Source organism: Vibrio sp. bablab_jr001, assembly GCF_016464285.1.
Lineage (GTDB): Bacteria > Pseudomonadota > Gammaproteobacteria > Enterobacterales > Vibrionaceae > Vibrio > Vibrio fluvialis.
Map to the genome: position 1 here is coordinate 1 of NZ_JACDWZ010000041.1, position 26,123 is coordinate 26,123.

The 26,123-nt window shown below is 47.2% G+C and carries 23 protein-coding genes and 1 riboswitch; of the genes, 14 read left to right on the forward strand and 9 right to left on the reverse strand.

Annotated elements, in window-relative coordinates:
* The 5 genes from tssI to JIG40_RS05970 form a co-directional block, all read left to right on the forward strand.
* A partial coding sequence (tssI, locus tag JIG40_RS05950; protein WP_199464969.1) for a type VI secretion system tip protein TssI/VgrG occupies positions 1-972 on the forward strand: 972 nt, incomplete at its 5' end.
* Entirely contained in the window at positions 969-1,763 is a 795-nt protein-coding gene (locus JIG40_RS05955; RefSeq protein WP_199464970.1) for a DUF4123 domain-containing protein, read from the forward strand. The genes tssI and JIG40_RS05955, both read left to right, overlap by 4 nt.
* Positions 1,760-3,916, forward strand: coding sequence for a DUF2235 domain-containing protein (locus tag JIG40_RS05960; RefSeq protein ID WP_199464971.1), 2,157 nt, complete (start codon positions 1,760-1,762; stop codon positions 3,914-3,916). Before JIG40_RS05955 ends, JIG40_RS05960 begins: the two co-directional genes overlap by 4 nt.
* A gap of 37 nt (positions 3,917-3,953) precedes the next feature.
* Positions 3,954-4,667, forward strand: coding sequence for a DUF2931 family protein (locus JIG40_RS05965; RefSeq protein ID WP_244662643.1), 714 nt, complete (start codon positions 3,954-3,956; stop codon positions 4,665-4,667).
* A gap of 154 nt (positions 4,668-4,821) precedes the next feature.
* On the forward strand, positions 4,822-5,460 hold the full coding sequence (locus JIG40_RS05970) for a LysE family translocator (protein ID WP_020331121.1): 639 nt from the start codon (positions 4,822-4,824) through the stop codon (positions 5,458-5,460).
* Positions 5,461-5,489: 29 nt separating this feature from the next.
* On the opposite strand, the gene JIG40_RS05975 is transcribed toward JIG40_RS05970, so the two are convergent.
* Positions 5,490-6,875: a sodium:alanine symporter family protein gene (locus JIG40_RS05975; protein WP_020331120.1), complete on the reverse strand. Its 1,386-nt coding sequence runs from the start codon at positions 6,873-6,875 to the stop codon at positions 5,490-5,492.
* Positions 6,876-6,979: 104 nt separating this feature from the next.
* Positions 6,980-7,084: riboswitch (glycine riboswitch) on the reverse strand.
* A gap of 307 nt (positions 7,085-7,391) precedes the next feature.
* Here JIG40_RS05975 and JIG40_RS05980 point away from each other — a divergent pair.
* From JIG40_RS05980 to msrB, 3 genes are all read left to right on the forward strand, one after another.
* Positions 7,392-7,550: a hypothetical protein gene (locus JIG40_RS05980; protein WP_020331119.1), complete on the forward strand. Its 159-nt coding sequence runs from the start codon at positions 7,392-7,394 to the stop codon at positions 7,548-7,550.
* A 20-nt stretch (positions 7,551-7,570) separates the two neighbouring features.
* Positions 7,571-8,302: a hypothetical protein gene (locus JIG40_RS05985; RefSeq protein ID WP_020331118.1), complete on the forward strand. Its 732-nt coding sequence runs from the start codon at positions 7,571-7,573 to the stop codon at positions 8,300-8,302.
* 121 nt (positions 8,303-8,423) lie between these two features.
* A complete protein-coding gene (msrB, locus tag JIG40_RS05990; RefSeq protein ID WP_199464972.1) occupies positions 8,424-8,870 on the forward strand; it encodes a peptide-methionine (R)-S-oxide reductase MsrB in 447 nt (148 codons plus the stop codon).
* A gap of 67 nt (positions 8,871-8,937) precedes the next feature.
* Here the strand turns inward: msrB and JIG40_RS05995 are convergent, their stop codons facing one another.
* The gene (locus tag JIG40_RS05995) at positions 8,938-9,420 is read right to left on the reverse strand and encodes a YajQ family cyclic di-GMP-binding protein (protein ID WP_020331114.1); all 483 of its coding nucleotides are present in this window, start codon (positions 9,418-9,420) and stop codon (positions 8,938-8,940) included.
* Between the two features lie 19 nt (positions 9,421-9,439).
* A complete protein-coding gene (locus JIG40_RS06000) occupies positions 9,440-10,498 on the reverse strand; it encodes a 3-deoxy-7-phosphoheptulonate synthase (RefSeq protein ID WP_020331113.1) in 1,059 nt (352 codons plus the stop codon).
* A gap of 205 nt (positions 10,499-10,703) precedes the next feature.
* Here JIG40_RS06000 and JIG40_RS06005 point away from each other — a divergent pair, with 205 nt between their 5' ends.
* Positions 10,704-11,591 (forward strand): putative PEP-binding protein, encoded by an 888-nt coding sequence (locus JIG40_RS06005; RefSeq protein ID WP_199464973.1) that lies wholly within the window; start codon positions 10,704-10,706, stop codon positions 11,589-11,591.
* 122 nt (positions 11,592-11,713) lie between these two features.
* Positions 11,714-12,193, forward strand: coding sequence for a DUF4442 domain-containing protein (locus JIG40_RS06010; protein WP_020331111.1), 480 nt, complete (start codon positions 11,714-11,716; stop codon positions 12,191-12,193).
* On the opposite strand, the gene JIG40_RS06015 is transcribed toward JIG40_RS06010, so the two are convergent.
* A complete protein-coding gene (locus JIG40_RS06015) occupies positions 12,190-13,539 on the reverse strand; it encodes a hypothetical protein (protein ID WP_020331110.1) in 1,350 nt (449 codons plus the stop codon). The two genes, JIG40_RS06010 and JIG40_RS06015, sit on opposite strands and share 4 nt — an antisense overlap.
* 102 nt (positions 13,540-13,641) lie before the next feature.
* On the opposite strand from JIG40_RS06015, the gene JIG40_RS06020 reads away from it, so the two are divergent.
* Complete coding sequence (locus JIG40_RS06020) at positions 13,642-14,478, forward strand: S1-like domain-containing RNA-binding protein (RefSeq protein WP_032080168.1); 837 nt, start codon at positions 13,642-13,644, stop codon at positions 14,476-14,478.
* A 164-nt stretch (positions 14,479-14,642) separates the two neighbouring features.
* On the opposite strand, the gene rsmF is transcribed toward JIG40_RS06020, so the two are convergent.
* The 4 genes from rsmF to JIG40_RS06040 all read right to left on the reverse strand — a co-directional run bounded on the left by rsmF (position 14,643) and on the right by JIG40_RS06040 (position 21,910).
* Positions 14,643-16,067, reverse strand: coding sequence for a 16S rRNA (cytosine(1407)-C(5))-methyltransferase RsmF (rsmF, locus tag JIG40_RS06025; RefSeq protein ID WP_199464974.1), 1,425 nt, complete (start codon positions 16,065-16,067; stop codon positions 14,643-14,645).
* 121 nt (positions 16,068-16,188) lie between these two features.
* Positions 16,189-18,825 (reverse strand): MlaD family protein, encoded by a 2,637-nt coding sequence (locus tag JIG40_RS06030; protein ID WP_199464975.1) that lies wholly within the window; start codon positions 18,823-18,825, stop codon positions 16,189-16,191.
* The gene (locus JIG40_RS06035) at positions 18,818-20,074 is read right to left on the reverse strand and encodes a paraquat-inducible protein A (protein WP_199464976.1); all 1,257 of its coding nucleotides are present in this window, start codon (positions 20,072-20,074) and stop codon (positions 18,818-18,820) included. Before JIG40_RS06035 ends, JIG40_RS06030 begins: the two co-directional genes overlap by 8 nt.
* Before the next feature lie 39 nt (positions 20,075-20,113).
* The gene (locus JIG40_RS06040) at positions 20,114-21,910 is read right to left on the reverse strand and encodes an ABC transporter ATP-binding protein (RefSeq protein ID WP_055452237.1); all 1,797 of its coding nucleotides are present in this window, start codon (positions 21,908-21,910) and stop codon (positions 20,114-20,116) included.
* An 88-nt stretch (positions 21,911-21,998) separates the two neighbouring features.
* On the opposite strand from JIG40_RS06040, the gene JIG40_RS06045 reads away from it, so the two are divergent.
* The 3 genes from JIG40_RS06045 to prc all read left to right on the forward strand — a co-directional run bounded on the left by JIG40_RS06045 (position 21,999) and on the right by prc (position 25,220).
* Positions 21,999-22,472: a GAF domain-containing protein gene (locus JIG40_RS06045; protein WP_020331104.1), complete on the forward strand. Its 474-nt coding sequence runs from the start codon at positions 21,999-22,001 to the stop codon at positions 22,470-22,472.
* Between the two features lie 100 nt (positions 22,473-22,572).
* Entirely contained in the window at positions 22,573-23,202 is a 630-nt protein-coding gene (gene proQ, locus JIG40_RS06050; protein ID WP_020331103.1) for an RNA chaperone ProQ, read from the forward strand.
* 17 nt (positions 23,203-23,219) lie between these two features.
* Positions 23,220-25,220 carry a carboxy terminal-processing peptidase gene (gene prc / locus JIG40_RS06055; RefSeq protein ID WP_199464977.1) on the forward strand — a complete coding sequence of 667 codons (2,001 nt, stop codon included), beginning with the start codon at positions 23,220-23,222 and terminating at the stop codon, positions 25,218-25,220.
* A gap of 57 nt (positions 25,221-25,277) precedes the next feature.
* Here the strand turns inward: prc and JIG40_RS06060 are convergent, their stop codons facing one another.
* On the reverse strand, positions 25,278-26,108 hold the full coding sequence (locus JIG40_RS06060; RefSeq protein ID WP_165881036.1) for an HDOD domain-containing protein: 831 nt from the start codon (positions 26,106-26,108) through the stop codon (positions 25,278-25,280).
* Between the last annotated feature and the right edge of the window lie 15 nt (positions 26,109-26,123).

Genomic DNA, 26,123 nt, shown 5'->3' on the forward strand with positions numbered 1-26,123 from the left:
ACCTGGCGCGCCACGCCGCAAGCCAAACCTCAGGTTGATGGCCCGATGATTGCCACAGTCGTTGGCCCAGAAGGCGAAGAGATCTTCTGCGATGAACACGGCCGTGTAAAACTGCATTTCCCGTGGGATCGCTATTCCAACGGTGATGAGCACAGCTCCTGCTGGGTGCGTGTCTCGCAAGGTTGGGCGGGTAGCCAATACGGCATGATCGCCATTCCGCGCATTGGTCATGAAGTGATTGTATCGTTTCTCAACGGAGACCCCGACCAACCGATTGTCACCGGCCGTACCTATCACGCCACCAACACCGCGCCGTATACGCTGCCGGATAACAAAACCAAAACTGTGCTGCGCACCGAAACCCATCAAGGTCAGGGTTATAACGAACTCAGTTTTGAAGACCAAGCGGGCAGTGAGCAAATTTACCTGCACGCACAGAAAGACTTTGACGGAGTGGTTGAAAACGACCACACCAGCGTGATTAAGCACGACAAACACCTCACGGTAGAGAACGACCGCTTTACTCAAATCAAAAACAATCAGCATCTGACGGTGGGCGGGGAAAGCCGTGAATCAGTGACCGGGAATCGAACTCTGATGGTTGAAGGCTCATTGCATGTGAAAACCGGCAGTGTTTGGGTGAATGAATCGGGTACTGAAGTCCATATTAAAGCGGGCCAAAAGGTCGTTATTGAAGCTGGCTCCGAAATCACCGTGAAAGCGGGCGGGAGCTTTGTGAAAGTCGACCCGGCAGGGGTTCATCTTTCTGGTGCAGGCGTGAACCTGAACTCTGGCGGTAGCCCGGGCAGTGGCAGTGGTTTCAGTGGCCAAGCTGCCACACTACCGGGCAATTTGGACGATGCGCCGCCACTGGATGCTCCGAAAACGGTTTCTTACCAAGCTTTGCTGCAGGCAGAGAAAGCCAATGTGCCTGCAGTGAAACCTTGTCCACTCGCGGAGGGTAATTCATGATTTCTGAGTGGCTAGACACACAAAGCTTGCCCGTCTTTTGGCTTGCCAAAGCAGACCCTTTTAAACAAGCCGTAAGCGAAAATGGCGGTTTTGCGTTTGAGAATTCCATCCCAATTTTTCATGGGGATATGTTTGCCAATGCGATGCCATTGTCACCTTGGTTGGTGCCTGTCGATGAATCCTTGGCTGCGGTTTCTAAAGAGGCGTTGCAGCAGGGGTTGTTCTTCACATCGTCGGCAGATCTACAGGATCTCACTGACCATTTGCGTAGCTTGTTGACCGCAGGGTTGGATGGTGAAGAAGTAGTATTTCGCTTTTACGATCCGAAAGTGTTATTGCCAATGCTCACGGTAATGGACGAGAGCGATCTCAACGCGCTATTCGGCAATATCAAGGAGTTGACGGCTTTTTGTACCGAAACAGACCAATTGCAAACCTGGTCGTCAACCCGAGTGACGCCGTTCGAATTACAACCAGCGCCTTGGTGGCGAATGAAAGAGGCACATCTTAAGCCATTGTACGCCACTCAAACTCATGCCGTGATTTTAGAAAAGCGATTCTGGGAAGTGTTGCCCGAATCGATGGAAGCGCTTGACCAACCCGTGGAGACCATCAAACAGACTTTGGTTCAGGCTCAATCGCAAGGATTTAACCCAGAACAAGGAGAACTGGCAGTGTTGAACATGCTGGTTCAACGTACTCCGGTATCGATGGCGGAAGTATGCCTCGCTTTTCACTTATCTAGTCCAGAACAAGAACAGTTATTGAATATTCAGGAGAAATTTGTATGAGCAGTACAGGAACCAATGCTTATTGCTTACCATGCCAACAGTTAACTCACTGGATAGAAATTCTTGTTCGAGACGAAAACAATCAACCATTCTCGGGGGTGACTGGTGTACTGGTTGACTCCAATCAAGTTGAACATCCTGTCGAACTGAGTGATGCGCCCATTTTGATTGAGCAGCTACCGCCTGGCCCGGTACAACTGGTTTTGGACGCAGAGCCATGGATTCTCGAAGCTCAAGCGGAGACTCATCCGCGAAATAACACGGATAAGCCGACCAAAGATTTTGCTGCTGGTTATAGCGGTCACAATGGTGGCGTCGTGAAATATGCAGAAATTACCACTGGCGATCTCACGCTGCTACCCGAGAAAGTAACACTGCCGACTTACCACCAAAAAGGGCAAGGTGACGCAGTCAAATTGATCGTCGATAAAACGTATGTTCTTCAGGTCAGAGCATACAAGTTTATCACCTTGCGTGTCGGCATGTTCTTCGATGGCACTGCCAACAATACCTATGGTGCGATATGGGGTAAGCAGGAACTGGAAAAATACTATTCCACTTGGAAGGCAAAATACGAAGCAGACTGCGACATTCTTTCCAGAAAAACCGGTTACCCCAAAAATGATATACCAGAAGTGCTGCTTTCTGATGACTGTTTTGCGTATCCTAAGAAAGATAACTTCTTTATCTCATTGTTTAAAAACGATGACGGGGAAATCGAAACCGTGGAAGGCAGTGCCACCAATGAGCTCACTAATGTTCAGAAGCTAAGTGATCTTTATATACAAAGCGATGGCTCGATTATTGAAGGCTTATTTACCGATTCGATATACGTAACGGGTATTGGTACAGGAAATTTAACTAACATTGCACCAGCTGACGAATCAGTAATTTGGGGGCAAGGTGCGGGTATAGGTGAATACGGTGTTGTAGAAAAGGTGAACACTGGAATAGAACAGTTTATAAGCCTAATAAAATTGCAGAAAACCAAGTTTGAGAAAAATCCGAACAATCCTATTGATGGGATATGTAAAATCCAATTTGATGCCTTTGGTTTTAGCCGGGGGGCCGCAGCAGCAAGGCACTTTATCAATGTAGTAGCTAATGGAAAAGCAGGGCAGCTTGCTAAGTTTGTTGAAAAGGAAGTGTTGCAGGGAAACACATATTTACCTTATCGATTTGATTGGAATGAAACTGAAAAAAATAAAGCGAGTTGTGAAATTACATTTGCAGGGCTGTTTGATACCGTTGCATCAGTTGTACATCTGGTATCATTAAGTTCAAAAACTGTGCTTGATTTTGACTTCTCAACACACACGGATAATGGCGCTGCTAAGCTTTGGTTAGATCCAAAACGTGTAAGACAAGCGGTTCATTTGACTGCAGATTCCACAATTGAATGTCGTGATAATTTTAGTTTAAACCATCTAAATTCTCGTGATGAAGAACACTTTTACGAATTTGTTTTACCCGGAGCTCACTCGGATATTGGAGGTGGATATCAATCTCGCCTAAGTTATAAAGAAAAGGATGACTATTTATTGCCTGTATTAGAAAAACAGCTAATAAAGAAAGTACATAGACATTTTTCTGATCGTTGGTCTGAAGAACGAGCTATTAAGTATGTTGAAAAAAAACTTGATCTATATAAACAACGAGATCTATTAACTGGGTGGGATCCTAAAAGTTACATCGATTCGCCAATCATTAAAACTGTTAAGAATGGGAAAGGCGAAGGCGGTCATGTTAGTGGCTCGTTGTTTATAAAAAGAAGAGTTGAAGGTGATCTGTCTCGTCTGTATCTACGATTAATGTACGGATTGGCTGAGTTTCATGGTGTACCAATATCGGATGATGAAGAGTTTGTTTGGTCTGATCCTGATATGGGGTTTTACAATGTTAAGGACTCGTATCTATCTAATCGTACATCATTTAGTTTTGAGGCATTTAATAAGAAAATACTTAAGATGGCAAAGCAAGGTGACTATGAAGGTTTAGATGCAGAATTTAAAGATCCAAAACTGAAAAGAAACTTAATGTCGATGAATCTATTCCATCATTCTTCATCTGATAGTATTGGGATGGGGCCCCTATGGAACGAAAGTGAAGGGTGTTACAGGCGGGCAAGTTATGAATGTAAGGAAGGTGAATAAGTTGTTCATTAGTAGAATATTTCTTTTTTCAGCAGTAATGCTGACGAGTGCATGCACATCATATGCTTCAGATCTTCCTGAGAGCCCTTGGAGTGTTAGCATTGCAGTACCTACATTGTATCCCGCTAAAGTAACAGAAGCTTATGGCGTCAACGAAGAACAAGATTGGACATCACTATTACATAACTTTTCTCAGTTTATGAGGATTAGTGATTTCAAAAATATTTCGCCTCGATTTCCAGAGTATGAAGGTTTTGGACTACCTATTGCTGACTACGCTATGAACCAGAAAAGGCAAATTTCTCCGATTAAATTGCCTCCAGATACCCTTTATTTATATTGGGTATCACTACTCAATACTCAGTTTTATGTGACCAAGTATGAGGTTCCAATGAGAGTAAGAGACTTGATGGCTAAGTCTGCGAAATATCGACGTATGGATGGATCCTTAGGCTCTACATGTTATCGCACGGAGTTTGTTTTTGGTCTGTTGCCCAATGGGCAAGCTAAGATCTATCTGCGGGGATGTGGTGAGATTGTGTTTCTAAAAGAATTAGCACCGGATAGAATTTTAGACCATGACAGCAATGGATTTGCGGCAGATACATATAAAAGTTCTTCCTATATAGGCCGTATTCACAAAAGAGCCGCAGATAAAGGCGTTTCTTTAGACCCAATCCCTTGGGACAAAGTGAACAAAGTCTACGCTAAAGAACCGATTATATCTTTGGAAGAAGCATTAGCACGATAGAATATAGTTTTCGTGTGAATTATTGACGAATACTACCTCGACTGTAAACGCCCAGCCCACAGCTGGGCGTTTTCTTATCTGACGATAATCTGTTAGAGACACAAATCACACTTTACGGTATAAGTTAACCACTTGTGACTTTTCAGGGATTGATATGTACATCCAAAACATTGAAGCGTTTCTTATCGCCATTACTATTCTTACTTTAACGCCCGGTCTTGATACTGCGCTGGTAATTCGCAACACCTCCCGAGCGGGGATGGTGGATGGCTGTGTGACCAGCCTTGGTATTTGTGCGGGCTTATTCGTGCACGCAACTTTTTCCGCGATTGGTATTTCTGCGATCCTGACTCAGTCGGCTGAGCTGTTCCACTTTATGAAAATGATTGGTGCGGCGTATCTGATTTGGCTGGGTATCTCTAGTTTACGTACCTTGTTGAAAACTGGGCAGGGTATGAATGTGGCGACTTTGTCTCATTCACAGCTCAGCGTTAAGCGTTCTCTGCGTGAAGGTTTCCTGTCTAATGTTCTTAACCCTAAAACGGCGGTCTTCTACCTCGCGTTTTTGCCACAGTTTATTAATCCTGAGCATTCTCCTTTAATGCAGTCTTTGCTCATGGCAGGAATTCATTTTGTGATCGCGATGGTTTGGCAATGTGGCCTTGCTGGCGCGCTAAGCTCAGCCAAGAATCTTTTGAAGAACGCATCTTTTATGCGTTGGATGGAAGGGACAACGGGCTTTGTTTTAGTCGCGCTGGGTTTAAAGCTGTTGCTCGAAAAAGAAACTGTTTAAGAAAAAAGCGCCCATCGGGCGCTTTTTTCTTATCTTGATTGCTGTGCATGTAACGCGGGTTGAACTTCATTCACGGCATTAGCAAAGAACTGTTTAGTCTCTTCTACCACGATGTGACGCAGCGCAATCAGACCAATCAGGTTCGGAATTGCCATCAAACCATTCACAATATCCGCAATGACCCAGATCATATCCAGTTTCAGGAATGCACCTGAAGCAACCAGAACAATAAATACCAGTTTGTATGGCAATACGGCTTTAGTGCCGAACAGGAACACGATGCATCGTTCGCCGTAGTAGTTCCAGCCAAGAATGGTGGTAAAAGCAAAGAACATCAGGCCGATAGAGACCAGCATTGGACCAATTGTTTCTGCGTTCAGACCAACGGCAAAAGCATATGTTGTCATGGCCGCGCCGGAGAAATCACTTTGCCATGCGCCGGTCAGAATTAATGCCAGGCCAGTCATCGTGCAGATGATGATGGTATCGAAGAATGTACCTGTCATCGAGATCAGGCCTTGCTTCACACAAGAATCGGTTTTTGCTGCGGCGGCGGCCATTGGCGCGCTGCCGAGGCCAGACTCGTTGGAAAACACACCGCGTGCAATACCAGATTGGATCGCCAACATAATGCTCGCACCTAGGAAACCACCCGTCGCTGCAGAGGAACTAAAGGCGGAAGTCAGAACCAACTCCACTGCATTCATTAGTTGGTCAGCGTTTGTCACGATCACACTTAAACAAGCCACGATGTAGAACAGCGCCATAGCTGGTACCACTTTACCAGCAACTTTTGCAATTGACTGAATTCCGCCGATGGTGACGAAGGCAACCAGCAGTGTCAGTACGACAGCGGAGACTTCGCGAGAGACACCGAATGAAATCTCTGTCGCATCAATGATGGCGTTGACTTGTGGGAAGGTACCGATACCAAAGCAGGCAACACCCAGAGCGAAAACAGCAAACATGATAGCCAGCGCTTTAGATCCGACACCGTATTGCAGGTAGTACATCGGGCCGCCGACCATCTGGCCTTTATCATCGACTTTACGGTATTTCACCGCCAGCAGACATTCGGCGTATTTGGTTGCCATACCAAACAGCGCTGCCAGCCACATCCAGAAGAGCGCACCCGGGCCACCCAGTTTGATGGCGGTTGCCACGCCGACAATGTTGCCGGTACCGATCGTTGCCGATAGTGCGGTACACAGCGCCGCAAAGCTCGATACGTCACCTTGTTTGTCCGCAGATTTATCGCGGCTGAATACCATTTTCAGTGCTGTTGGCAGGTGGCGGAATTGCAGCAGACCCAAACGAAAAGTGAAATACACGCCAGTGCCGACGAGCAAAATGAGTAGTGGTGGGCCCCAAACGAAGCTATCAATAGTTTGTAAAAATGAAAGAAGGTTAGTCATGTTTTCCCCTTAATAAACAACATCTAAGGAGAAGAGGGAAAGGGCGGATCAAAAAAATGGATCAAACAGTAAATAGCCAAAAGCTATTTACAATACGGGTTACCTTTCACTCCTCTGTCCTTTTGCCTGAGAGTTTCACTCCGCTTAGTGGATAAGCAGAACTTGCTCCTTCGGCGACCGATTGAACGGTTCTCTCCAGAGGTTCCTCCAACTACAGTCCTCGCTAATTCTTCTTGGTGAAGAATAAAGCACCTGAAAGATTTACTTCTTCGGCGGGTATGTTTGCCTATTTTGTTAAAAATAGGTTAACAACCTCTCTCCTGCAGTCTTCAACGGAACAATTACCTGTGTAATCAGGTAATTTGCTTTGCGATACTAACCAAAACAAAGTGTGATGTCATCTACAAAATCAATCGAAGTCAGAAATCTTCCCTAAGATGTGGAGGAATAAACTTTTCTCTGACCTTTCATACGGTATAAGTGGTATAAAATAGAGCGTTATAAAGGGAGCGAGCCATGATCAGACTGATAACCATTGGATTATTGATTGTGCTGGCATACTTTCTGATCCGTTATCGAACCAGTGAGAAAGTTCAGAAAGGTGTGGTGATGACTCTGGGGGCGGCGTTTGTGATTTACATTGTCTCTGTGGTCGTTGCTGAATTATTTCGCTGATGTTGATTTAGGAGTAAAACTTGAACCAGAAACAGTTAGACGATAACGAAGATGTAGTTGTCATTGAAGAGCGCGATAAGCGCAGTTATCTCTATATTGGTATCGCAGCCGTGTTGGGTTTGGCTCTTGGTGGCTTGATTGGCTCATCGGTCACCGCGTCGAAATGGGAAAAAGCCTATCAGACGTTGGAAACACAATATCAGCAATCGAAGAGTGATGATTCGGCTCAGCAGGCCGACGCTGAGCAGCAAACCATCGCTATGAACAGCGAGTGGGAAAATAAGCTTCAAGCAGCGCTTAATGAACAGACGGAACAACACAAAACCAACCTGAGTAAATTGGAAAAGCAGATCACTGAGCTGGAAAAAGTGAATGCGACGCTGGAGAGCGAGTTATCCGAACAGAAAGATGCGCTGGCAGCGGCTGATGCCAAGAATAGCAAGCTGAATCGTCAGGCTGATATGCAAGCGACCATGTTTGAGCGCTCTCGTGAACTATTCCAGAAAGAGCTGAAAATTAAGCAAGAGATGGAAGCGATGCAGAAGGAGCGTGATGCGCTGGTTCCTCAAGTCAAATCGCTTAAGAAAGAGTGTGATATCTATCTGGAAGGCAAATCCTGGGACGCTAAATCGGATGCTTGTGATAAACAAGATGAAGCAAACTCACGTATCAGTCAGTTGGACCAGATGATTCGGGTCCATCAGATGGATCTGGAACAGATAAAATCGTTGTCCGAAGAAATCGGCCTGTAAAAAGCAAAAATAGCTCATCATTGATGAGCTATTTTTTTATAAGCGACGTAAGGCGGTGAAAGTTTTTGCCTCGCGCTAAGGTCTAAGGCAGACAAGAGGCAATCAGTAAGAGAGGGCAGCTATGCTGAGTTGGAAAGACATTTTTGAATTTGCAAATCATGGGAATTTGCAACCAACGCGTCGCGTTGAAAAAACGGCGCAGGAGTGGCAAAAAGAACTGACCGAAGAGCAATATTACGTCACGCGTGAACGCGGAACGGAACGACCATTTTCTTCAGAATTGTGCAGCTTGTTTGAGCCGGGCATTTATCACTGTGTGTGCTGTAAAACCGTGCTGTTTGATTCGAATACCAAGTACGATTCGCATACAGGCTGGCCTTCATTTTCTCAACCTGTGAAAAGCAACGCGATTTCGTATCATATCGACACTAGACTGGCGACGCCGAGAGTCGAGGTGCGCTGCAACAGTTGTGACGCACATCTTGGCCATGTCTTTCCTGATGGTCCACCGCCGAGCGGGCTGCGTTATTGTGTTAACTCGATTGCGATAGAAAAGCAGCGCGATTAATCGCATTCTTCCAAATGTAAAAAATCCAGCCCAAGGGCTGGATTTTCTTTACTTCGTGGCGATGTAATCAGTCGCGGAAGTTATTGTATTGGAATGGTTGTTCCAAGTCACTGTCACGTAGCAGAGCGATGACTGTTTGTAGATCATCGCGTTTTTTACCTGTTACACGCACTTTGTCGCCTTGAATCGACGCCTGAACTTTCAGCTTGGCATCTTTGATCATTTTCACGACTTTTTTCGCCAGATCGGTTTCAATACCCTGAACGAAAACGACATCTTTGTACCAGTTTTTACCTGAATGAACGGAAGCTTTCACGTCCATAGAACGAGGATCCACACCACGTTTCGCCAGGTTGTTCCGCAGAATGTCCATCAGCTGTTGCAGTTGGAAGTCACCTTCAGCAGCCAATTTTACTGTTTCTTCTTTCAGCTCGAAGCTGGCTTCTACGTTGCGAAAATCGAAACGAGTGGCCAACTCACGGTTGGAGTTATCAACCGCGTTACGGACTTCTACAACGTCGATTTCAGAAACAATATCAAAAGAAGGCATCTTAATGTTTTCCTTATGGTTAACTTGCGCGGCGTACTTTAATCGATTGAGCCAGCATATCAAGCATTGTTGCTGTATCTTCCCAACTCAGGCACGGATCGGTGATCGATTGACCATAAGTCAGGTTGTTCAGATCATGCATCGGCTGATTACCTTCAAGAATGAAGCTTTCTGCCATGACGCCCGCCACTTTGTGGCTGCCAGATTCAATTTGCTGGCAAATGTCTTTGGCGACATCCAATTGCTTGCGGTGTTGCTTTTCGCAGTTGGCGTGGCTGAAATCCACCACCAAACGCTCTGGAAGATCAAACTCTGCCAGTTTAGCACAGGCTGCATCAACCGACGCGGCATCAAAGTTTGGTCCGGTATCGCCGCCACGCAGAATAACGTGCCCGAATGGGTTTCCGCTGGTGCGGTACACCGTCATACGGCCATTTTTATCTGGTGAATAGAAGTAGTGTGAGGCTTTGGATGCACGAATCGCATCAATGGCGATTTTAACATTGCCGTTGGTACCGTTTTTGAAACCAACCGGGCAAGAAAGCGCGGAGGCCATTTCGCGGTGAATCTGAGATTCGGTCGTTCGTGCACCAATTGCGCCCCAGGTGATCAGGTCAGCGATGTACTGACCCGTAATCATATCTAAAAATTCTGTCGCGGTAGCCAGACCAAGCTTGTTGATATCAAGCAGCAGTTGACGAGCTTTATTCAGGCCCGTTTCCAGTGCATAAGAGCCGTCTAGGTTCGGGTCTGTGATCAGGCCTTTCCAGCCGACAACCGTACGCGGTTTTTCGAAGTAAGTACGCATAACGATAAACAGCTCGTTCGCGTATTGATCCTGAATGGCACTTAAGCGGCGCGCGTAATCCATCGCAGCGATGGTATCGTGTACAGAACATGGGCCGACGATCACCAACAGGCGGTCATCTTCTCCGGTCAGAATGCGCTCGATTTGACGTCGAGAGTTAGCAATACGTTCTGCAACTTCATCCGTGATGGGATGGGCGTGGCTAAGTTCTGCCGGTGTAGGCATTGGGCCCAATGCTTGGGTTCTTAATTCATCTGTTTTTAATGGCATAGGATAGCCTGTCCTTTTATTGCGAGGCCCTAAAGATAACGAATTTACCTACTAGAATAAACTGTTAAGCAAAAAAGGAATTTTTCGTAAAGTGTAAAGTGAAAATTTATGCAAAATAAATTCATAAATATTGATTTTTGGCTTGTTTTTCTGGAGTTCTCTCGGTATTTTCGACATAAACATCATAATGATAATCGGAGCAGTAATGAGTTTAGAACATAACGCCACCATTCATGAACAGTTGGCTCTCGGAAACACCTTGCCAAAGGCGATGGCACAAGCACCGAGTTCTTATTTGTTTGTCTCTCTTTCTGAGCTCATTGCGGAAAGTGTGTTTTATCATCCGGCTTTGGTGAGTGGCACAGACCAACTGTCAGAATTGGAAAAAAGTTCACTGGATGCCATGTTAGGTGGCATTCCGCTGGAGCAGCACTTTGTTGCAACCTTGGTTACGCAAATCGAACAGGCCATTGAACCGCATCATCAATCGGTTCGCGTGTGTTTGAGTTGTGCCGATAGTTACGGCTATCAGACTCTGCTGGGCGGCTCTCTGGAGGCTGATGAAGTCAACCCGGCAATGGGGTTGAGAGGGGTTTCGCGTTATGCTTCTGAGTCTTACGCTGCAGCATTTGCACTTGAGTGTGAAGTGATTAAACAATTTCGGTCGAAAGGGTTGGATATTGAAATTGTGGTGCCGTTTGTCCGCACACTGAGTGATGCAGCCACGATTATTGACCGTTTGGCAGTCCAGGGCTTACCGCGTGGCTTGAACGGCCTGAAGGTACTTTACGTTTGTAATGTGCCGTCCAGCGTTATGGTCGCGGATCGCCTGCTGCACTATTTCGACGGTGTTGTTTTAGATTGGGAATCGTTGGCGCAGTTTACGCTTGGCATCGACAAGCTGAACCCGTCGCTGGAATACCTCTACAACCCGGACAGCGAAGCGATTACTCAACTGGCGGATATTGCGATTAAAGCTGCGCAACAAGCTAAGAAGCCGGTATTAGTGGTCACACAATCACTTGAACAGTACCCGAAACTGCAAAACTACTTATTGGAAAACGCTCAGGCGGAAGCCATCTTCAACTTCTGAAGTTAAGCAATGCAAAAGCCAGCCAATAAGAAGGCTGGCTTCTTGTTTTCTGTAACATCTCATTGACAATTCAAATGCGGTTTAGTCAACTGGTCTGACAACTATAAACGAAGGTCTGACCTATGCTCTCCGCACTCACAAAAGCGAATTTTTACCTTAATTACTTTGGCTTAATGAAAGTTCCACTCATCTGGTATTGCCGGCCAAAACTCATCACGCTCAATGACCAATCGGTGGTGGTCCGTATACCGCTGAAGCGTCGTAACAAGAATCACCTCAATAGCATGTATTTTGGTGTTCTCGCGGTCGGTGCAGACGTTGCCGGTGGTTTTATGGCGATGCAGAAAGCGCAACAGCGTGGCGAGCGAGTTTCACTGGCATTCAAAGCGGTGAAAGGTGAATTTCTAAAACGTCCGGAAGCGGATGTGTATTTTCATTGTGATGAAGGTGAGGCCATCGATGCGATGCTCGATGAAACCATTCAAACCGGGGAGCGGGTAAACAAAGCGGTAAAAATTACCGCCACTTGCCCATCTCTGCATGGTGATGAACCGATGGCGGAATTCTGGCTCACGCTGTCGCTGAAATGCTCGAAGCGTTAACTCAGTTCGATGGATTCGATATCCACGATCTTGCTTCGGTTTAGCACGATTTTCCAACGGTAATAGCGCGGTTTACTTTTGTGATTTTTCTCTTTAACGATCAGATTAATCAAGTGACGCTTTTCTACCGATTCGCGGCTGACTTGTCCGTTATTGAGCTGATAAATCCGGTTTGAGCCTTTATCCATCAAGCGGGTTAAAGTCCGAAGATCAATCAACATGCTTTCGCGAGTGGCTTCATAGCCACTCATAAATCGCGATGTGGTCATCTCGGTTTCTGAGCGGTAATGGAGAATCTGCTCTTCGCGCTGTACAACACGCTTCTTTCGAATGTTCTGAATGCTGTCGGGTAAATTGCTCAGGCTTTTATAATCCAACCATTCATCTTTCTGACCGACTTGCTTACCCGTACTGGGATCGAAATAGCGACGGCGCCACTTTGGTTTGCCCTTGCGGATCCAGCGCCACAACATGTCGCGCAAGTCATCTTTAAAAATTTCCCGCAATGCATAAATAAATGACATCGCGATGATGAAAGAAGCGGTGATTTCTCCCCAGTAGTCACGTGCGGAAATTGCCGTGATGGTCACCACCACCATGACCAAACCGGTCGCAATCCCTTTCACGGCCCGTTTCATATTTTTGCCGAGGGAGGTGATTTTCTCGTTGAGAATGATTGGGTGCTCAATCAGACGACGCAGCAGACGCATTTTGTTGCTGAGTCTGGTGATGTCGTTATCGGCTTTATCTGAGTTATAGTGGTTCAAGGCACGATGTGCCTGTTCTTTTTCCACCAGCGTGATCAAGCGTTCTTTGATGGTTTTATATTCGTTATCGCGTGTGAGGTTCGACACCATCGAAAGGAACTTCTGCTCGGTGTACCACGAAAGGTAGTTGTCGATGTTGGCGTAGTAACGTTTAAGTGTTTCTTCATAAGGGATTGTTCTGCGCAGGCGCTTGAGAATATCCAAAGCCAACTCTATAACCGTATCCACTTCTTCAGAGGTGACGCTGTCACTCGTATTGTTGAGCTGATTGACGGCCTTATCGAGTGCAATAACGTATTGATAAGCAAACAAACTTAAGCTGACCCGGTATTGGGTAGAAGAGAGTCGGCCGCGCTGCGCCAGTCGGCTGTGCACCAGTGGCAACAGAATCTGGTCACTGTAATAGGAACGCTTTTGATGGATAGAACTGTAAAAAAACTCAGACTCTGATATCACTTCCGGTGTCAGTCCCAACTCCCCGGGGATAAACAGATACATATCAAGATCGAGCTTTTTACTGTCGGACATCTCCGACGAAATCTTTAGGGTGACGGCATCTTGCTTATCGACAGTGATCAACGAAAACTCCTGAAAAAATTGCTTAATTTTCTCTGTTGAATGGGGGAAAGCATAACAGAGATCACGTATAATCTCTGCAAATTTGATGTGAGACAGTTTTAAATGATTAACGTTGGTCAGATTAACAATCTAGAAGTCGTAAAAATTACCGATTTTGGTGTCTTCCTGGACGCCGGGGAGTTTGGTACGACGTTACTGCCAAAACGATTTGCACCAGAAGGTGTGGAACTGGGACACTTTGTTGATGTGTTCCTGTACTTTGATTCAGAAAACCAACTGGCGGCAACGACAGAAACGCCAATCGCCAAAGTGGGTGAATGGGGCCTGATGAAAATTGAAGGCGTTAACACCACGGGTGCTTTCGTCAACTGGGGAATCAAAGACAAAGATTTGCTTGTGCCTTACAGTGAACAACGTGCGCGTTTTGCTGCGGGTCAGAACATTCTGGTTTACGTGTACACCGATAAAGCGTCGGGCCGTATTGTGGGAACAACGAAGTTCAACAAACTGCTGGATAAAACGCCAGCGAAGTACGCGCAAAATGAACAGGTTGATTTGATCATCGCTGAACGCTCGGACCTTGGCTACAAAGCGATCATCAATGGCCAGCATTGGGGCATGATTTTCCCATCCGATGTATTTGGTAAGCTTTTCATCGGTAAGAAGCTGAAAGGTTACATCAAGAATATTCGTGAAGATGGCAAAATCGATCTGGCGCTGCAGAAAGTGGGCGTAGCGAAGATGGATGATCTGAGCGAGAAAATTCTGGAAACGTTGCAGAAGAAAGGTGGCTTCCTGCCACTGAGTGACAAATCAACTCCAGAAGCAATTTTCGCAACTTTCCGTACCAGTAAAGGCACGTTTAAGAAGACCATTGGCGGTCTGTTCAAACAGGGCAAAATCCTGATTGAAAAAGACGGCATTCGTCTGGCTGAATAATCCACAAAAAAAAGGCCAGAAACGTAAGGCGTTTCGGGCCTAGGGGAATGGCTCCAAAGAGCCTGCGCTAATAGAATTGAGTCTGAGACTGCTTAACGTTAAGTGTAGTACAGACTCATTTTTTCGCGACAAGCAGCCAGCATTTCATGCTGGCGTTTAGCGGTTCAGAATAAGTTTTTATCTCTCACCAGTTCACGAGGCAGACCGTTTTTGACGCGATTGCCCACCCATTTCCCCAGTCCAATCACATCGTTACCATAACGAACAATCACTTCGCCTTGGCCACTTTGACCTTGTGGGCGGACATCTCGTCCCATGTACCATTCGCGTGCATCTTCAACCGAAAGTTCAACGCAACGGGTTTCTTGCCCGGTAGCTAGTGCGGTCGCCACCTGATGCTGCCAGCGGTATCCTTTCTTGTGCGTTTCGGCGATTTTGATCCCCATTCTGGAAAAGCGCAGTTCGCCCAACATCGGTTCCAACGCATTAGGGAACAGCCACACATCGGCGTCTCGAAGCCAGATGCTGCTGTCAGCAGGTAGCGAGATACCCAGAGTGGTTTGCAGCTGTTTCTCCACATCGGCCTGGATCTTGTTGCTCGCTTTCTCGAACGGGAACTTGCCCAAACGTTTTTTGACTGGTGGAGCCGCAACGGCGGCAAGCTTACGCATACGCGCTACAAAGAAGCCTTCACAGTCATAAACCTGAGGGAAAATGTGCAGGAAACCTTCTTCAGTAATGGCTTTGTCGGCATCGGTGAACAGAGAGTCGAGGCGCTCAAAACTCACCGCATCGCCGTAGGTGTTTTTCAAGTGCCAGCACACTTGCTGGTTCTCTTCACAACTCAATGTACAGGTTGAATACACCAAGACACCGCCGACCTTCAGTGCCTGAAAAGCACTTTCAATCAAGTCTTTCTGCGTATCTGCAATCGATAATACAGACTCTTTGCTCCAGTTTTTCATGGCATCCGGATCCTTACGGATCGTGCCTTCGCCAGAGCAGGGCGCGTCAATCAATACGGCATCGAACTGTTCCGGTAACCATCCGCCGAAGACTCGGCCATCAAAATTACTCAGCGCTGCATTGCGAATACCACAGCGTTCGATGTTGGCATGCAGCACTTTTACGCGACTGGCTGAGAATTCGTTCGCGACCAGAACCCCCTGGTTGTGCATTAGCGCAGCCATCTGAGTAGTTTTGGACCCCGGTGCTGCCGCCATATCCAGTACTGAGTGGAAAGCGTCTGCTTCATCCATAAACAGCGCTGAAACTGGCATCATGGAACTGGCTTCCTGAATGTAGAACAGACCAGCCATGTGTTCGGCGGTGTTGCCAAGTGGCACTTCGCTTTCATCGGCTTCGATCCAGAATCCGGTTTCGCACCACGGTACAGGCTCTAATGCCCATCCTTTCTCACTGGCGCGTTGCTGAAACTCTTCCACACTGATTTTTAACGTGTTGACGCGAACACTTTTGCGCAGTGGTCGCTGGCAAGCTGCGATAAAATCTTCCATGTTGAGGGATGCCGGAAGGATATCAGCGATCGTAGTAAGAAATTCTTCTGGGAGAGAGATATTCGAATGCAATATGGTGTCTCAGTCTTGGATTTTGGGGCGGAATTATATACCTATCATTGCCGTACTTGAAGTTACAGAGACGCTGGATATAAAAAGGCAGCCATCAGGCTGCCTTTTTTAGCTCATATCGTCAGGGCTTAGGAATGGCAGTTCGCCATTTTTTCCACTCTTCCTGAGGGGTCGGATAGAGGTAGAACGATTGACCCGCTTTGGCTGCGGCAGTCAGCTGTTTTTGTTCTGGGGTGGCAAAGGTAATCCCGCCGCGCACAATACTGTCTAGCGTGCCGGCTTTGACATTGGCACCACTCAGGCCGATGGAAACGTCTAAACCGGAAGTGTTCCAGAACAGGCTATTCTCACGCACCAGATAAGCGTACTTCGACTCAATTTCGATGGTGGAGATGACGCGATCCGCAAAGTTGCCCAGGCGAATATCCGTTACGCGGCCGACTTCGATGTCGCGGTAAAGTACAGGCGTACCCACATCAATTGAACCTCGGGTCTCGCTTTGCAGGCTAAAGGTGATGCCTTTTGCCTGATAGGGCATAGCAGACAGCGTAAACTGTTTGGTCGCTTTGCCGCTGCCCGGTTTCACTTCAATCGCCTTTGAAATCAGGTTCTGCAAGTTGGAGACGCCTTTGAGTCCTACCTTCGCTTCAGCCAACCAGAATACGGATCCCGCTTTAGTGATATAGGGCGCGTAGGTCGGTTGAATCCGGGCTTTGAAGCGCACTTGTGGTGAAGAAAAATCCGGCAGCACGTCGGTGATTTCGCCCACCTGAACACCGTTGTATTTGATTGGTGTTCCGATGGTAATGCCAGTATTGCCTTGGGCGACCAGCATGATCTCTTCACCGTATTTTTGCGCTTGTTGATAATCCGGGTAGAGCTTCCATAGTTCGCCCTGTTTGTTTTCGACGCCGTTGATGTTGTCGAACTCTATGCCGCCCTGAATCAGCGTTTGCAGGGGAGCAGCTTTGATACTGACGCCGGACAAAGATGCGTTCACTTCAACACCGGATCGGCTCCAAAACACGGTTTGTGATGTAATCAAGTGCTTGTACTGATTCTCAATTTTTGCCTCAATCACAACGCCGCTTTGTGTCAGCTTGAAGCTGGATACCGTGCCGACTTTAAGATTGCGGTACAACAACGGGCTGCCTGCGTTCACCGGAGGCAGTTCTGGCGCGAATAACTGCAGGGTTTGTGAACCAGACTGATTGTACTTGGCGATTTCAGCCAAAGATTGATTCTGATACAGGCGGTAAGATTGCTGCGTCTTCTCACTGCCTTCGCTGACAAAACTGATTGAGCCGGTTAACAACTGTTTGGCCGGTGGAATCGAAACGCTCAGGCCAGATTCCGTCAATGCAGCACTGGCGGAACCTGTCACGTAAAAACGGCTTTGCGATCGAACAAGCGAGGCGTACTGCTTGTCAATCAGCACATCAAATTCCACCTTATCAGCGGCAAGCTTCACGGCGGTTACCGAGCCGACGGCGACACCGCGATAGAGGATCTGTGCGTCTTTTTCCAAGCCAAATGAACTTTCAGCAATCAGTTTTAGCGCGACTGAGCGTGACTGCTCCTGGCTAAATTCAGCTTTGCGCACGGCGGTAAAATGACGCGCACGGTCGCCTTTGCCTGGCACCAGAGTAAGAAAATTGCCTTTCACCAAATTAGCGAGGTTTTCTACGCCAGTCAGCGATACTTTAGCTTCTTCGAGGACAAAATGGCTGCCTGAATTCAGCAAATCGCTGAACGCAGGCTGAACTGCCGCTGATGCGACAATTTTGTCGTTGTTGAGTTGAAGGTTAGTGATTTGACCGATTTCAATTCCGCGATAAATGATCGGCGCACCTGACGGATTAATGTTGTTGTTATCCGGCAGATCAATTTTGACCGGAATACCGCGGCCTGCAGTTTTTAAATCGCGATAGAGCCGGAACTGGGTATTCTGTTCGACGGGTTCACCACCATCGGGGGAGTCGACCGCAATTGAGCCACCAATCAGAGCGCTCAGGCTTTCCAGACGAACATCGATGCCATCAAAACCAACCGTGGTTCCAACGCCACTGACGTTCCAGAAGCGGCTTTCGCTGGTAATGATGTGGCGATATTCGTTCTTGATGGAGGCTTGAATGATGACGGATTTTGCACTTTCATCGAGCTGATAACTGTAGACTTCACCAATCGGGATTTTCTTGTAGACGATTTGAGAGCCGATAGAAATACCGCCGAGATCGCTGGCTTTCAGGGAAATGGTCAGCCCGCTGTTGGCCAGCAGATCCGAGGGTGCAGAGTCTAAAGCATGATATTCATCGGGATGATCACTTTGTCCATCAATGTTGCTGCCAGGTTGAATTGCGATGTAGTTACCTGACACCAGCGCATCAAGACCGGAAACTCCGGACAGACTGGCGGTCGGTTTGACCAGCCAGAATCGCGTATCGGCAGAGAGCAGGCGAGTAGCTTCAGGGTAGACATCGGCTTCCACATAGATGCTGTTAAGATCGGAGGAGAGCTTAATGTCTCTGACCATACCCACTTCCAGACCTTGATAGCGAATGGTGGTACGGCCCGCGACCAGGCCTTGCGCATCGGAGAAGTAGATCTGTATGCGATCGCCTGCGTCGTGAATGGCTTTAACCACCAGCCATCCGGCCAGAATCATGGTCAGAATCGGCAAAATCCATAACGGTGAAATGCCCTTATTACGCCTTACGTCCGGCGAGTAGGCTTTTTGTTTTGTTGGTTCGTTACTCATTATCAGACTCGTTCTTAGAAACGGCACCCGGATAGTTATCCCATATCAGACGAGGGTCGAGGCTTTCTGCGGCGAGCATCGTCAATACGACGACCATACCAAAAGCAACGGCGCCATACCCGGGCGTAAAATCAAGAATCTGGCCGCGATCGACCAAAGTCAGCATGATGGAGATGACAAACAGATCCATGACGGACCATTTGCCAATCCATTTAATCACATAAAAAATGAACATTCTCTGGCGGTGGTAAACCTGCCGCTTAAAGCGTATCGCCAGCAATAAATAGATGAGGCCGAGAATTTTCGCTACCGGGACGACAATACTGGCAACGAAAATAATAATAGCAATGCCGATCATGCCGCTGTTCACCAATGAGGCAACACCGGAAAAAATGGTGTCTTCCAAACGCTGACCATTGGTGATCAGGATTGAAATCGGGATGATATTGGCGGGGAAAATGGCCACGCTGGCTGCTATCACATACGCCCAAGTGCGTTCAATCGACTGCGGTTTGCGATGGTAAAGTTTGTTATGGCAACGAGTGCAGCGAGCTCCTTCTTCCTGAGATAAATGGCAGTTATGGCAGTGAACCTGTTTATTGTGCGCGTCGTAATCACGCTCCGGTTTCCAAGCTTCCCAGTAGCGGCGCACGCTGATGCGGCTGATGAGCAGCACCGTAAACAGCTGCAACAGCACCAGGCTATACAGGGCTGGGCCGATAAACACATCGGAATAGTCTTTGAGTTTGAAACAAGAAACAGCCACGCTGACCAGGAACACATCCATCATCGCCCATGATTTGAGTTTCTGTATCAGGGTCAGCGAGTAACGAAGCCCGGTAAACCAACGATGGTGAAGCGATATATGTGCTACCACGACCGAACCACAGACGAGAAACGGCGCCAGCGTACTGCAGAAGAAAACCAATAAGGCGAGGGCGAAGTAACCTTCATTACTTAATGCGATGATGCCGGCAGGCAATGAGGCCGGGATCATAACACCGACCAGGCGAATACTGATAAAATCGAAAAACTGCGACGGAATAAACAGTAACAAACAAGTAATCGCAACGGCTAAGTTGCCGGATAACGAAGGGCTGCCGCCGCGGTACAGCTGAGTGCCGCAACGCGGACAATAAGCGCTTTTCCCTCGTTCGACCGAGATGACATCAACGGGCAGCTCACATCCCTGACACAAGCGAACAGAGCCGCTGTCAGTTAAATGTTGCTTTAACGCTTTGATTTTCATCGCAGCGTTTCCTTATTATACAGGGTGACGTTGTCACCGTTATGCGTGCGATTGTATTGAACCATACAATGTTTGATACAAACCTTCTTGTTCAACCAGCTCTCCGTGAGTGCCGGATTGACTGACATGACCATCTTCCAGCACGTAAATCAAATCGGCTTGTTTTACTGCTGACAGACGATGCGCCACGATCAGTGTTGTTCTTCCGTGCAGAAACTCCGTTAACGCTTTATGCAATGCCGCTTCGGTGGCGGTGTCGAGCGCTGAGGTCGCTTCATCCAAAATCACAAATTTCGGATTGCTCAAAATCATACGCGCAATCGCTAAGCGTTGTCGCTGGCCGCCCGATAAACGAATGCCGTTGCGTCCGATCTGGGTGTCGAGGCCCTGATTGAGTTTAGTGATCACGTCCTGCATCTGCGCGATATCTAACGCACGCCACAAGGACAGTTCGTCGTAATCGCTTCCGAGGGTGAGATTATGCCTTAAAGTGTCATTGAAAAGTACAGGTTGTTGTAATACCACGGCTATCTGGCTTCGAATCACATCAAAGCTGATGTCATCGCAGGTCTCTCCGTTGTAGCGAATCTCTCCGGAATTTGCCCGGTATACGCCAATCAGCAATTGAATCAGGGTGGATTTGCCACCGCCACTGGCACCCACCAATGCGACCTTTTTACCAGCCGGGATCTCAAGTGACAGATCATCTAACACTTTGTGTTCGCCGTCGTAAGAGAAGTTAACGTGTGAAATGGACACTTCCACTTCGCGATCATCGGTAAACGGATTGACCTTACTGGGCGGACGATGTTCTTCTTCTAGCTGAAGCAACTCGTTGATGCGAGTGAGGGCCGCTTTGGCGCTGTACCATGAAAACTGAATGCCGAGCAGTTCCTGAACCGGGCTGAGCATAAACCATAAGTAGCCGAACACTGCGAATATCTGGCCAATAGTTAAGTCGCTGAAAACTACCATCAGCATCGCGACGGCGCGAAAGAGTTCAAAGCCCAGCAGAAATAATAAGAAGGACAGACGGCCAGCGGCCTCCGATTGCCAGGCATATTTGTCAGCGTGGTTGCGAACTTCGTCTGCATGCGAGGTCAGTTGGGCGAGAAATTCCCGCTCTTTGTTCGCCGCGCGCAACTGATAAATGCCATCCAGCGTTTCGACCAGACGATTTTGGAAACGTTCAAAGGCCTGATTCTCTCGTTTCTTGAGGTGTTTGACCTTGCTACCGAGCTTGCGAGAAAAATAAATCACAATCGGGTTGACCAGCAAAATAAACAAACCTAACCGCCATTCGAGCCACAGCAAAACGATCGCGGTGCCAATGACGGTGAGGAAACTGATGAGGAACTTACTTAATGTCGTGCCGATGAATTGATCGATCGTCTCGATATCGGTAATTAAATGGGCGTTAATCCCGCCGCTTCCCCGGGTTTCATATTGCTTTATGCTGATGCGCCCCAATTTATCAATCATCTTGCTGCGCATTTGGAAAGTGATGGTTTTGGAAACCAGAGTAAACTGCCGGTTCTGCACGATATTGAGTAGTTGGCTGGCCGCACGCATCAATACCACCAGCAGCAGGGTAAACATGATGTAACCGGTTGGCGTTTGCCAGTCGGATGGGAGCCACTTGTTCATGACCGCCAGACCTGTGCCTGGCTGATTGAGAAGAACCTCATCAACCATCAGTGGCATAAGTAGCGGGATGGGTACACTGATTAAAGTTGCAGCGATCGCAATCGCATTAGCGTACAACAACTTAGACTTATGTTTTTTAACTTGAGTTATGAGCCAAGAACGGCTAATAGTGTCACTGGTATACGTCATTATAATGAGAATGCATCCTATTTAACTTCTGGGTGCCATTGTACGTAGAACCTTTAGTGAAGTCGTTATTTTTCAATTGGAAGTTAATATGAAAATAGAACATTACCACCGCTTAACCAAGCAAGCTGTTGCGTTATTAGAGTCTGAACCGGATATGATCGCAAACTTGTCGAACTTAAGCGCACTGCTCAACATGGAGTTAGAAGACCTGAACTGGGTGGGTTTCTATCTGATGCGTGACGGTGAGTTGGTACTTGGTCCGTTCCAGGGTAAACCTGCGTGTGTGCGCATTCCTGTCGGACGTGGTGTATGTGGTACTGCGGTTGCCACCAATTCTGTTCAACGTGTTTATGACGTCCATGAGTTCGAAGGTCATATTGCCTGTGATGCGGCAAGCAACTCTGAGATCGTGATTCCGTTTTCTATCAACGGTGAAGTTGCAGGCGTGTTAGATATTGACAGCCCAAGTGTTGGCCGTTTTTCAGAAACTGACGAAGAAGGACTCACGTTTTTGATGACTGAAGTAGAAAAGCTGCTTAATTCACACGCGAACAAGGCATAAATTGGTCTTTGCCTGTGGTTTTTCGTAGTCAGGTCACTATAATACCGAACATATTTATACTTAATGCTTCGCGGACCAGCCGCATCAACCAGGAATCCTCATGGAAAACACTGAAAAGTTAAAAAACAGCAAAGAAGTGATTGCGTACATTGCTGAATGTTTCCCTAACTGCTTTACTTTAGAAGGTGAGGCTAAGCCTCTAAAAATTGGTATCTTTCAAGATCTTGCTGAGCGCCTAAGTGAAGACTCTAAAGTAAGCAAAACTCAACTTCGTGCAGCACTAAGACAGTACACTTCGTCTTGGCGTTACCTGCACGGTGTTAAAGCTGGTGCGGTTCGTGTCGATCTAGATGGTAATGCATGTGGTGTATTGGAAGAGCAACATGTAGAACACGCAAAAGCGGCGTTGGCAGAGAGCAAAGCTCGTGTAGACGCCCGTCGTAAAGAGCAAGGAAAAAAGGTGCGTGAAGACGCCAAAGCGAAGCCGAAGGCAGCGAAAAAGCCTCAAGCTCGTCGTCCTCAGCAAAAAGCGGCACCAAAAGCGGATAAAAAGCCTGTAGAAACACGTGCTCTGACAGCTGATGAACTGAATGTTGGCAAAGAAGTGAACGTGAACATGGGCAAAGGCAACATGGCTGCGACCATCGTTGAAATCAATAAGGAAGATGTGCGTGTTCAACTCGGCAACGGCCTGCAAATGGTTGTGAAAGCGGAGCACTTGCGCGCATAAAGGAGAAATTCCTACGCATGAAATGCCGTTCAAAATTATCTCTGATTGCTGCTAGCCTTTGGCTAGCAGCCTTTTCAGTTCAGGCTCTCGAAGCCAATATCCACAAAGAGGATCTTCCTCTTCTTTCCCCTGAAGTTCAGCATGAAACCGCGAGCAAACGCGTTACGTCTCGTTTTACTCGTTCTCATTACAAACATTTCAATCTCGACGATCAGTTTTCCCAAGCGATTTTTGAACGTTATATCGAAATGCTGGACTACAATCGCAACCTGTTTACTCAGGCTGACATCGATTCTTTCAATGACTGGTCAGTTCAACTTGATGACCAACTCAAGGTAGGTAATAACCAAATCGCCTTTGATTTGTATAACCTGTCGATGGAAAAGCGTTTTGACCGTTTTCAATATGCGCTGTCTCTGTTAGACCACGAAATCACCTTTGATACCGATGAATCGATTGAGCTTGACCGTTCAAAAGCGGCGTGGCCAAAAGATCAGGCAGAAGTCGATGAATTGTGGCGTAAACGCGTTAAATACGACGCGCTGAACCTCAAGCTTGCGGGTAAAGAGTGGCCGGAAATCAAAGAAACGCTGGCGAAACGTTACAACAATGCGATTAAACGCCTGACTCAAACGCACAGTGAAGATGTATTCCAACTTTACATGAATGCGTTTGCGCGTCAGATTGACCCGCATACCAGCTACTTATCACCTCGTAATGCCGAGCAGTTCCAGTCTGAGATGAATCTTTCACTGGAAGGTATTGGTGCTGTGCTGCAGATGACAGACGATTACACCGTGATTCGTTCACTGGTAGCCGGTGGTCCGGCTTCGAACAGCAAACAGTTGGGTGAGGGTGACCGCATTATCGGTGTGGGCCAAGACGGTGAAGATATTGTCGATGTCATTGGCTGGCGTTTGGACGATGTTGTACAGCTGATTAAGGGACCGAAAGGAACCAAAGTGAAGCTGCAGGTTCTGCCTGACGGCAAAGATGCAAAAAGTCACGTTGTCACAATTGTGCGTGACAAGATTCGTCTGGAAGACCGCGCAGTTAAGTCAGAGATCATTGAAAAAGATGGCAAGAAAATCGGCGTGCTTGAAGTTCCGAGTTTCTATGTTGGTCTGTCTCAAGATACTGACAAGCTGATCACTGAGCTGAAAGCAAAGAATGTAGATGGCATCATTGTGGATCTGCGTAATAACGGTGGCGGCGCGCTGACAGAAGCAACAGCGTTATCTGGTCTGTTTATTACCAGTGGTCCGGTCGTTCAGGTACGAGACAGCTACGGCCGAGTGAATGTGAACAGTGATACGGACGGCAAGGTGAGTTACAGCGGCCCGATGACTGTTCTGATCAACCGCTACAGTGCTTCAGCGTCTGAAATTTTTGCCGCAGCCATGCAAGATTATGGCCGTGCGATCATTTTGGGTGAAAACTCATTTGGTAAAGGTACGGTTCAGCAACATCGCTCGTTAAATCATATTTACGATCTGTTTGATAAAGAGCTGGGTTACGTACAGTACACCATTCAAAAGTTCTACCGTATTGATGGTGGCAGTACTCAGAACAAAGGTGTCATTCCGGATATTGCTTTCCCGACAGCGGTTGATGCTGCTGAAACGGGTGAAAGTATGGAATCGAATGCGCTGCCTTGGGACAGTATCGATAAAGCGAAGTATGAAAAGCTGCATGATTTTCACAAGATGATCACGACACTGAGTGCGGAACATCAGATGCGCATCGCTAAGGATATGGAGTTTAGCTTTATCCAGCAGGATATTGCGAAGTACAAAGCAGAGAAAGACGATAACTACCTGTCTTTAAATGAGAAAGTACGTAAAGCTCAGAGTGAGAAATCTGATCAGGAACGCTTAGATCGTATCAATGCTCGTCAGAAAGCGATGGGCAAGAAAGAGTTTAAGACGTTGCAAGATGTGCCAAAAGATTACGAAGCACCAGATGCTTATCTGGATGAATCGGTCGCCATCATGGTGGACATGATCAAGCAATCGTAAGATGCAAATAATGAACAAGCGGGCTTTAAGCCCGCTTTTTTTGTCCGTTGAGTTTTATTAGATATGCACCATTTGCATCGCGATATCGCGGCCATTGCCGCGAATACGATCAATCGTTGCCGCGAAACTGGCCGATACTCTGAGTAGTCGTGAATCCGGATGTTCGGCAAGAAAGTTTGCTTTATCCAACTCTTGCTGAAACGAATCCCAACGTTCGTTGATGGATCGCGCAAAGTGCAGAATCGTTGCCAGTTTGGGTGATACCTCGGCGTCTCTCGGTTCGTTGAAATGTTCAATGGCATCGGCCATCTCTTCCGGAAATTTCCAACTGCGTGCAAGCCGTGCGCCCAAGGTCGGAGAGGAGACATCCAATAACTCTTCCTGAACAGAAAACGGCTCTTCTCCTAACTCAGTTCTTTGATTGATAATCATGGCCTGTTCCGGAACCAGCGTATGAATCATCAGCTCGCCGATGTTGTGCAGAATGCCAGTGGTGAATACTTCGTTGGTGTCCATACCGACTTCCGCTGCAAGCTTGCTTGAAATCACCGACACTTCAAAGGTGTCTGTCCAATACTTTTCCATATCCAGTGTCGTGATATGCGGGAAAGCGCTCGACAGCACGGACGCTACGACCAGAGTTCTGACTGGCCCCGTTCCCACTCGAATTAAGGCATCATTGACGGTCGCAATGGTTTTGTTGCCGCCAAAATGTGCAGAGTTCGCCATACGTAACAAGCGAGCGCTGAGTACCTGATCCATTTCAATTTTATGGGCGAGTTGGTGAAAATCGACATCGTCCTGATTCACCATTTCAAGTAATTCGTGCAGCAGACTTTGAATGCGGGGAAGTTCGTTTAAACGAGAAATTAGTGCCACCTGACTCATGTTTGTTGTCTCCTT

What these genes read in the sequence shown, in the direction of transcription:
- JIG40_RS05955 (WP_199464970.1), top strand. Translation starts at nt 969, where the DNA reads ATGATTTCTGAGTGGCTAGACACACAAAGCTTGCCCGTCTTTTGGCTT.
- JIG40_RS05960 (WP_199464971.1), top strand. Translation starts at nt 1,760, where the DNA reads ATGAGCAGTACAGGAACCAATGCTTATTGCTTACCATGCCAACAGTTA.
- JIG40_RS05965 (WP_244662643.1), top strand. Translation starts at nt 3,954, where the DNA reads ATGCTGACGAGTGCATGCACATCATATGCTTCAGATCTTCCTGAGAGC.
- JIG40_RS05970 (WP_020331121.1), top strand. Translation starts at nt 4,822, where the DNA reads ATGTACATCCAAAACATTGAAGCGTTTCTTATCGCCATTACTATTCTT.
- JIG40_RS05975 (WP_020331120.1), bottom strand. Translation starts at nt 6,875, where the DNA reads ATGACTAACCTTCTTTCATTTTTACAAACTATTGATAGCTTCGTTTGG.
- JIG40_RS05980 (WP_020331119.1), top strand. Translation starts at nt 7,392, where the DNA reads ATGATCAGACTGATAACCATTGGATTATTGATTGTGCTGGCATACTTT.
- msrB (WP_199464972.1), top strand. Translation starts at nt 8,424, where the DNA reads ATGCTGAGTTGGAAAGACATTTTTGAATTTGCAAATCATGGGAATTTG.
- JIG40_RS05995 (WP_020331114.1), bottom strand. Translation starts at nt 9,420, where the DNA reads ATGCCTTCTTTTGATATTGTTTCTGAAATCGACGTTGTAGAAGTCCGT.
- JIG40_RS06000 (WP_020331113.1), bottom strand. Translation starts at nt 10,498, where the DNA reads ATGCCATTAAAAACAGATGAATTAAGAACCCAAGCATTGGGCCCAATG.
- JIG40_RS06005 (WP_199464973.1), top strand. Translation starts at nt 10,704, where the DNA reads ATGAGTTTAGAACATAACGCCACCATTCATGAACAGTTGGCTCTCGGA.
- JIG40_RS06010 (WP_020331111.1), top strand. Translation starts at nt 11,714, where the DNA reads ATGCTCTCCGCACTCACAAAAGCGAATTTTTACCTTAATTACTTTGGC.
- JIG40_RS06020 (WP_032080168.1), top strand. Translation starts at nt 13,642, where the DNA reads ATGATTAACGTTGGTCAGATTAACAATCTAGAAGTCGTAAAAATTACC.
- JIG40_RS06030 (WP_199464975.1), bottom strand. Translation starts at nt 18,825, where the DNA reads ATGAGTAACGAACCAACAAAACAAAAAGCCTACTCGCCGGACGTAAGG.
- JIG40_RS06035 (WP_199464976.1), bottom strand. Translation starts at nt 20,074, where the DNA reads ATGAAAATCAAAGCGTTAAAGCAACATTTAACTGACAGCGGCTCTGTT.
- JIG40_RS06040 (WP_055452237.1), bottom strand. Translation starts at nt 21,910, where the DNA reads ATGACGTATACCAGTGACACTATTAGCCGTTCTTGGCTCATAACTCAA.
- JIG40_RS06045 (WP_020331104.1), top strand. Translation starts at nt 21,999, where the DNA reads ATGAAAATAGAACATTACCACCGCTTAACCAAGCAAGCTGTTGCGTTA.
- proQ (WP_020331103.1), top strand. Translation starts at nt 22,573, where the DNA reads ATGGAAAACACTGAAAAGTTAAAAAACAGCAAAGAAGTGATTGCGTAC.
- prc (WP_199464977.1), top strand. Translation starts at nt 23,220, where the DNA reads ATGAAATGCCGTTCAAAATTATCTCTGATTGCTGCTAGCCTTTGGCTA.
- JIG40_RS06060 (WP_165881036.1), bottom strand. Translation starts at nt 26,108, where the DNA reads ATGAGTCAGGTGGCACTAATTTCTCGTTTAAACGAACTTCCCCGCATT.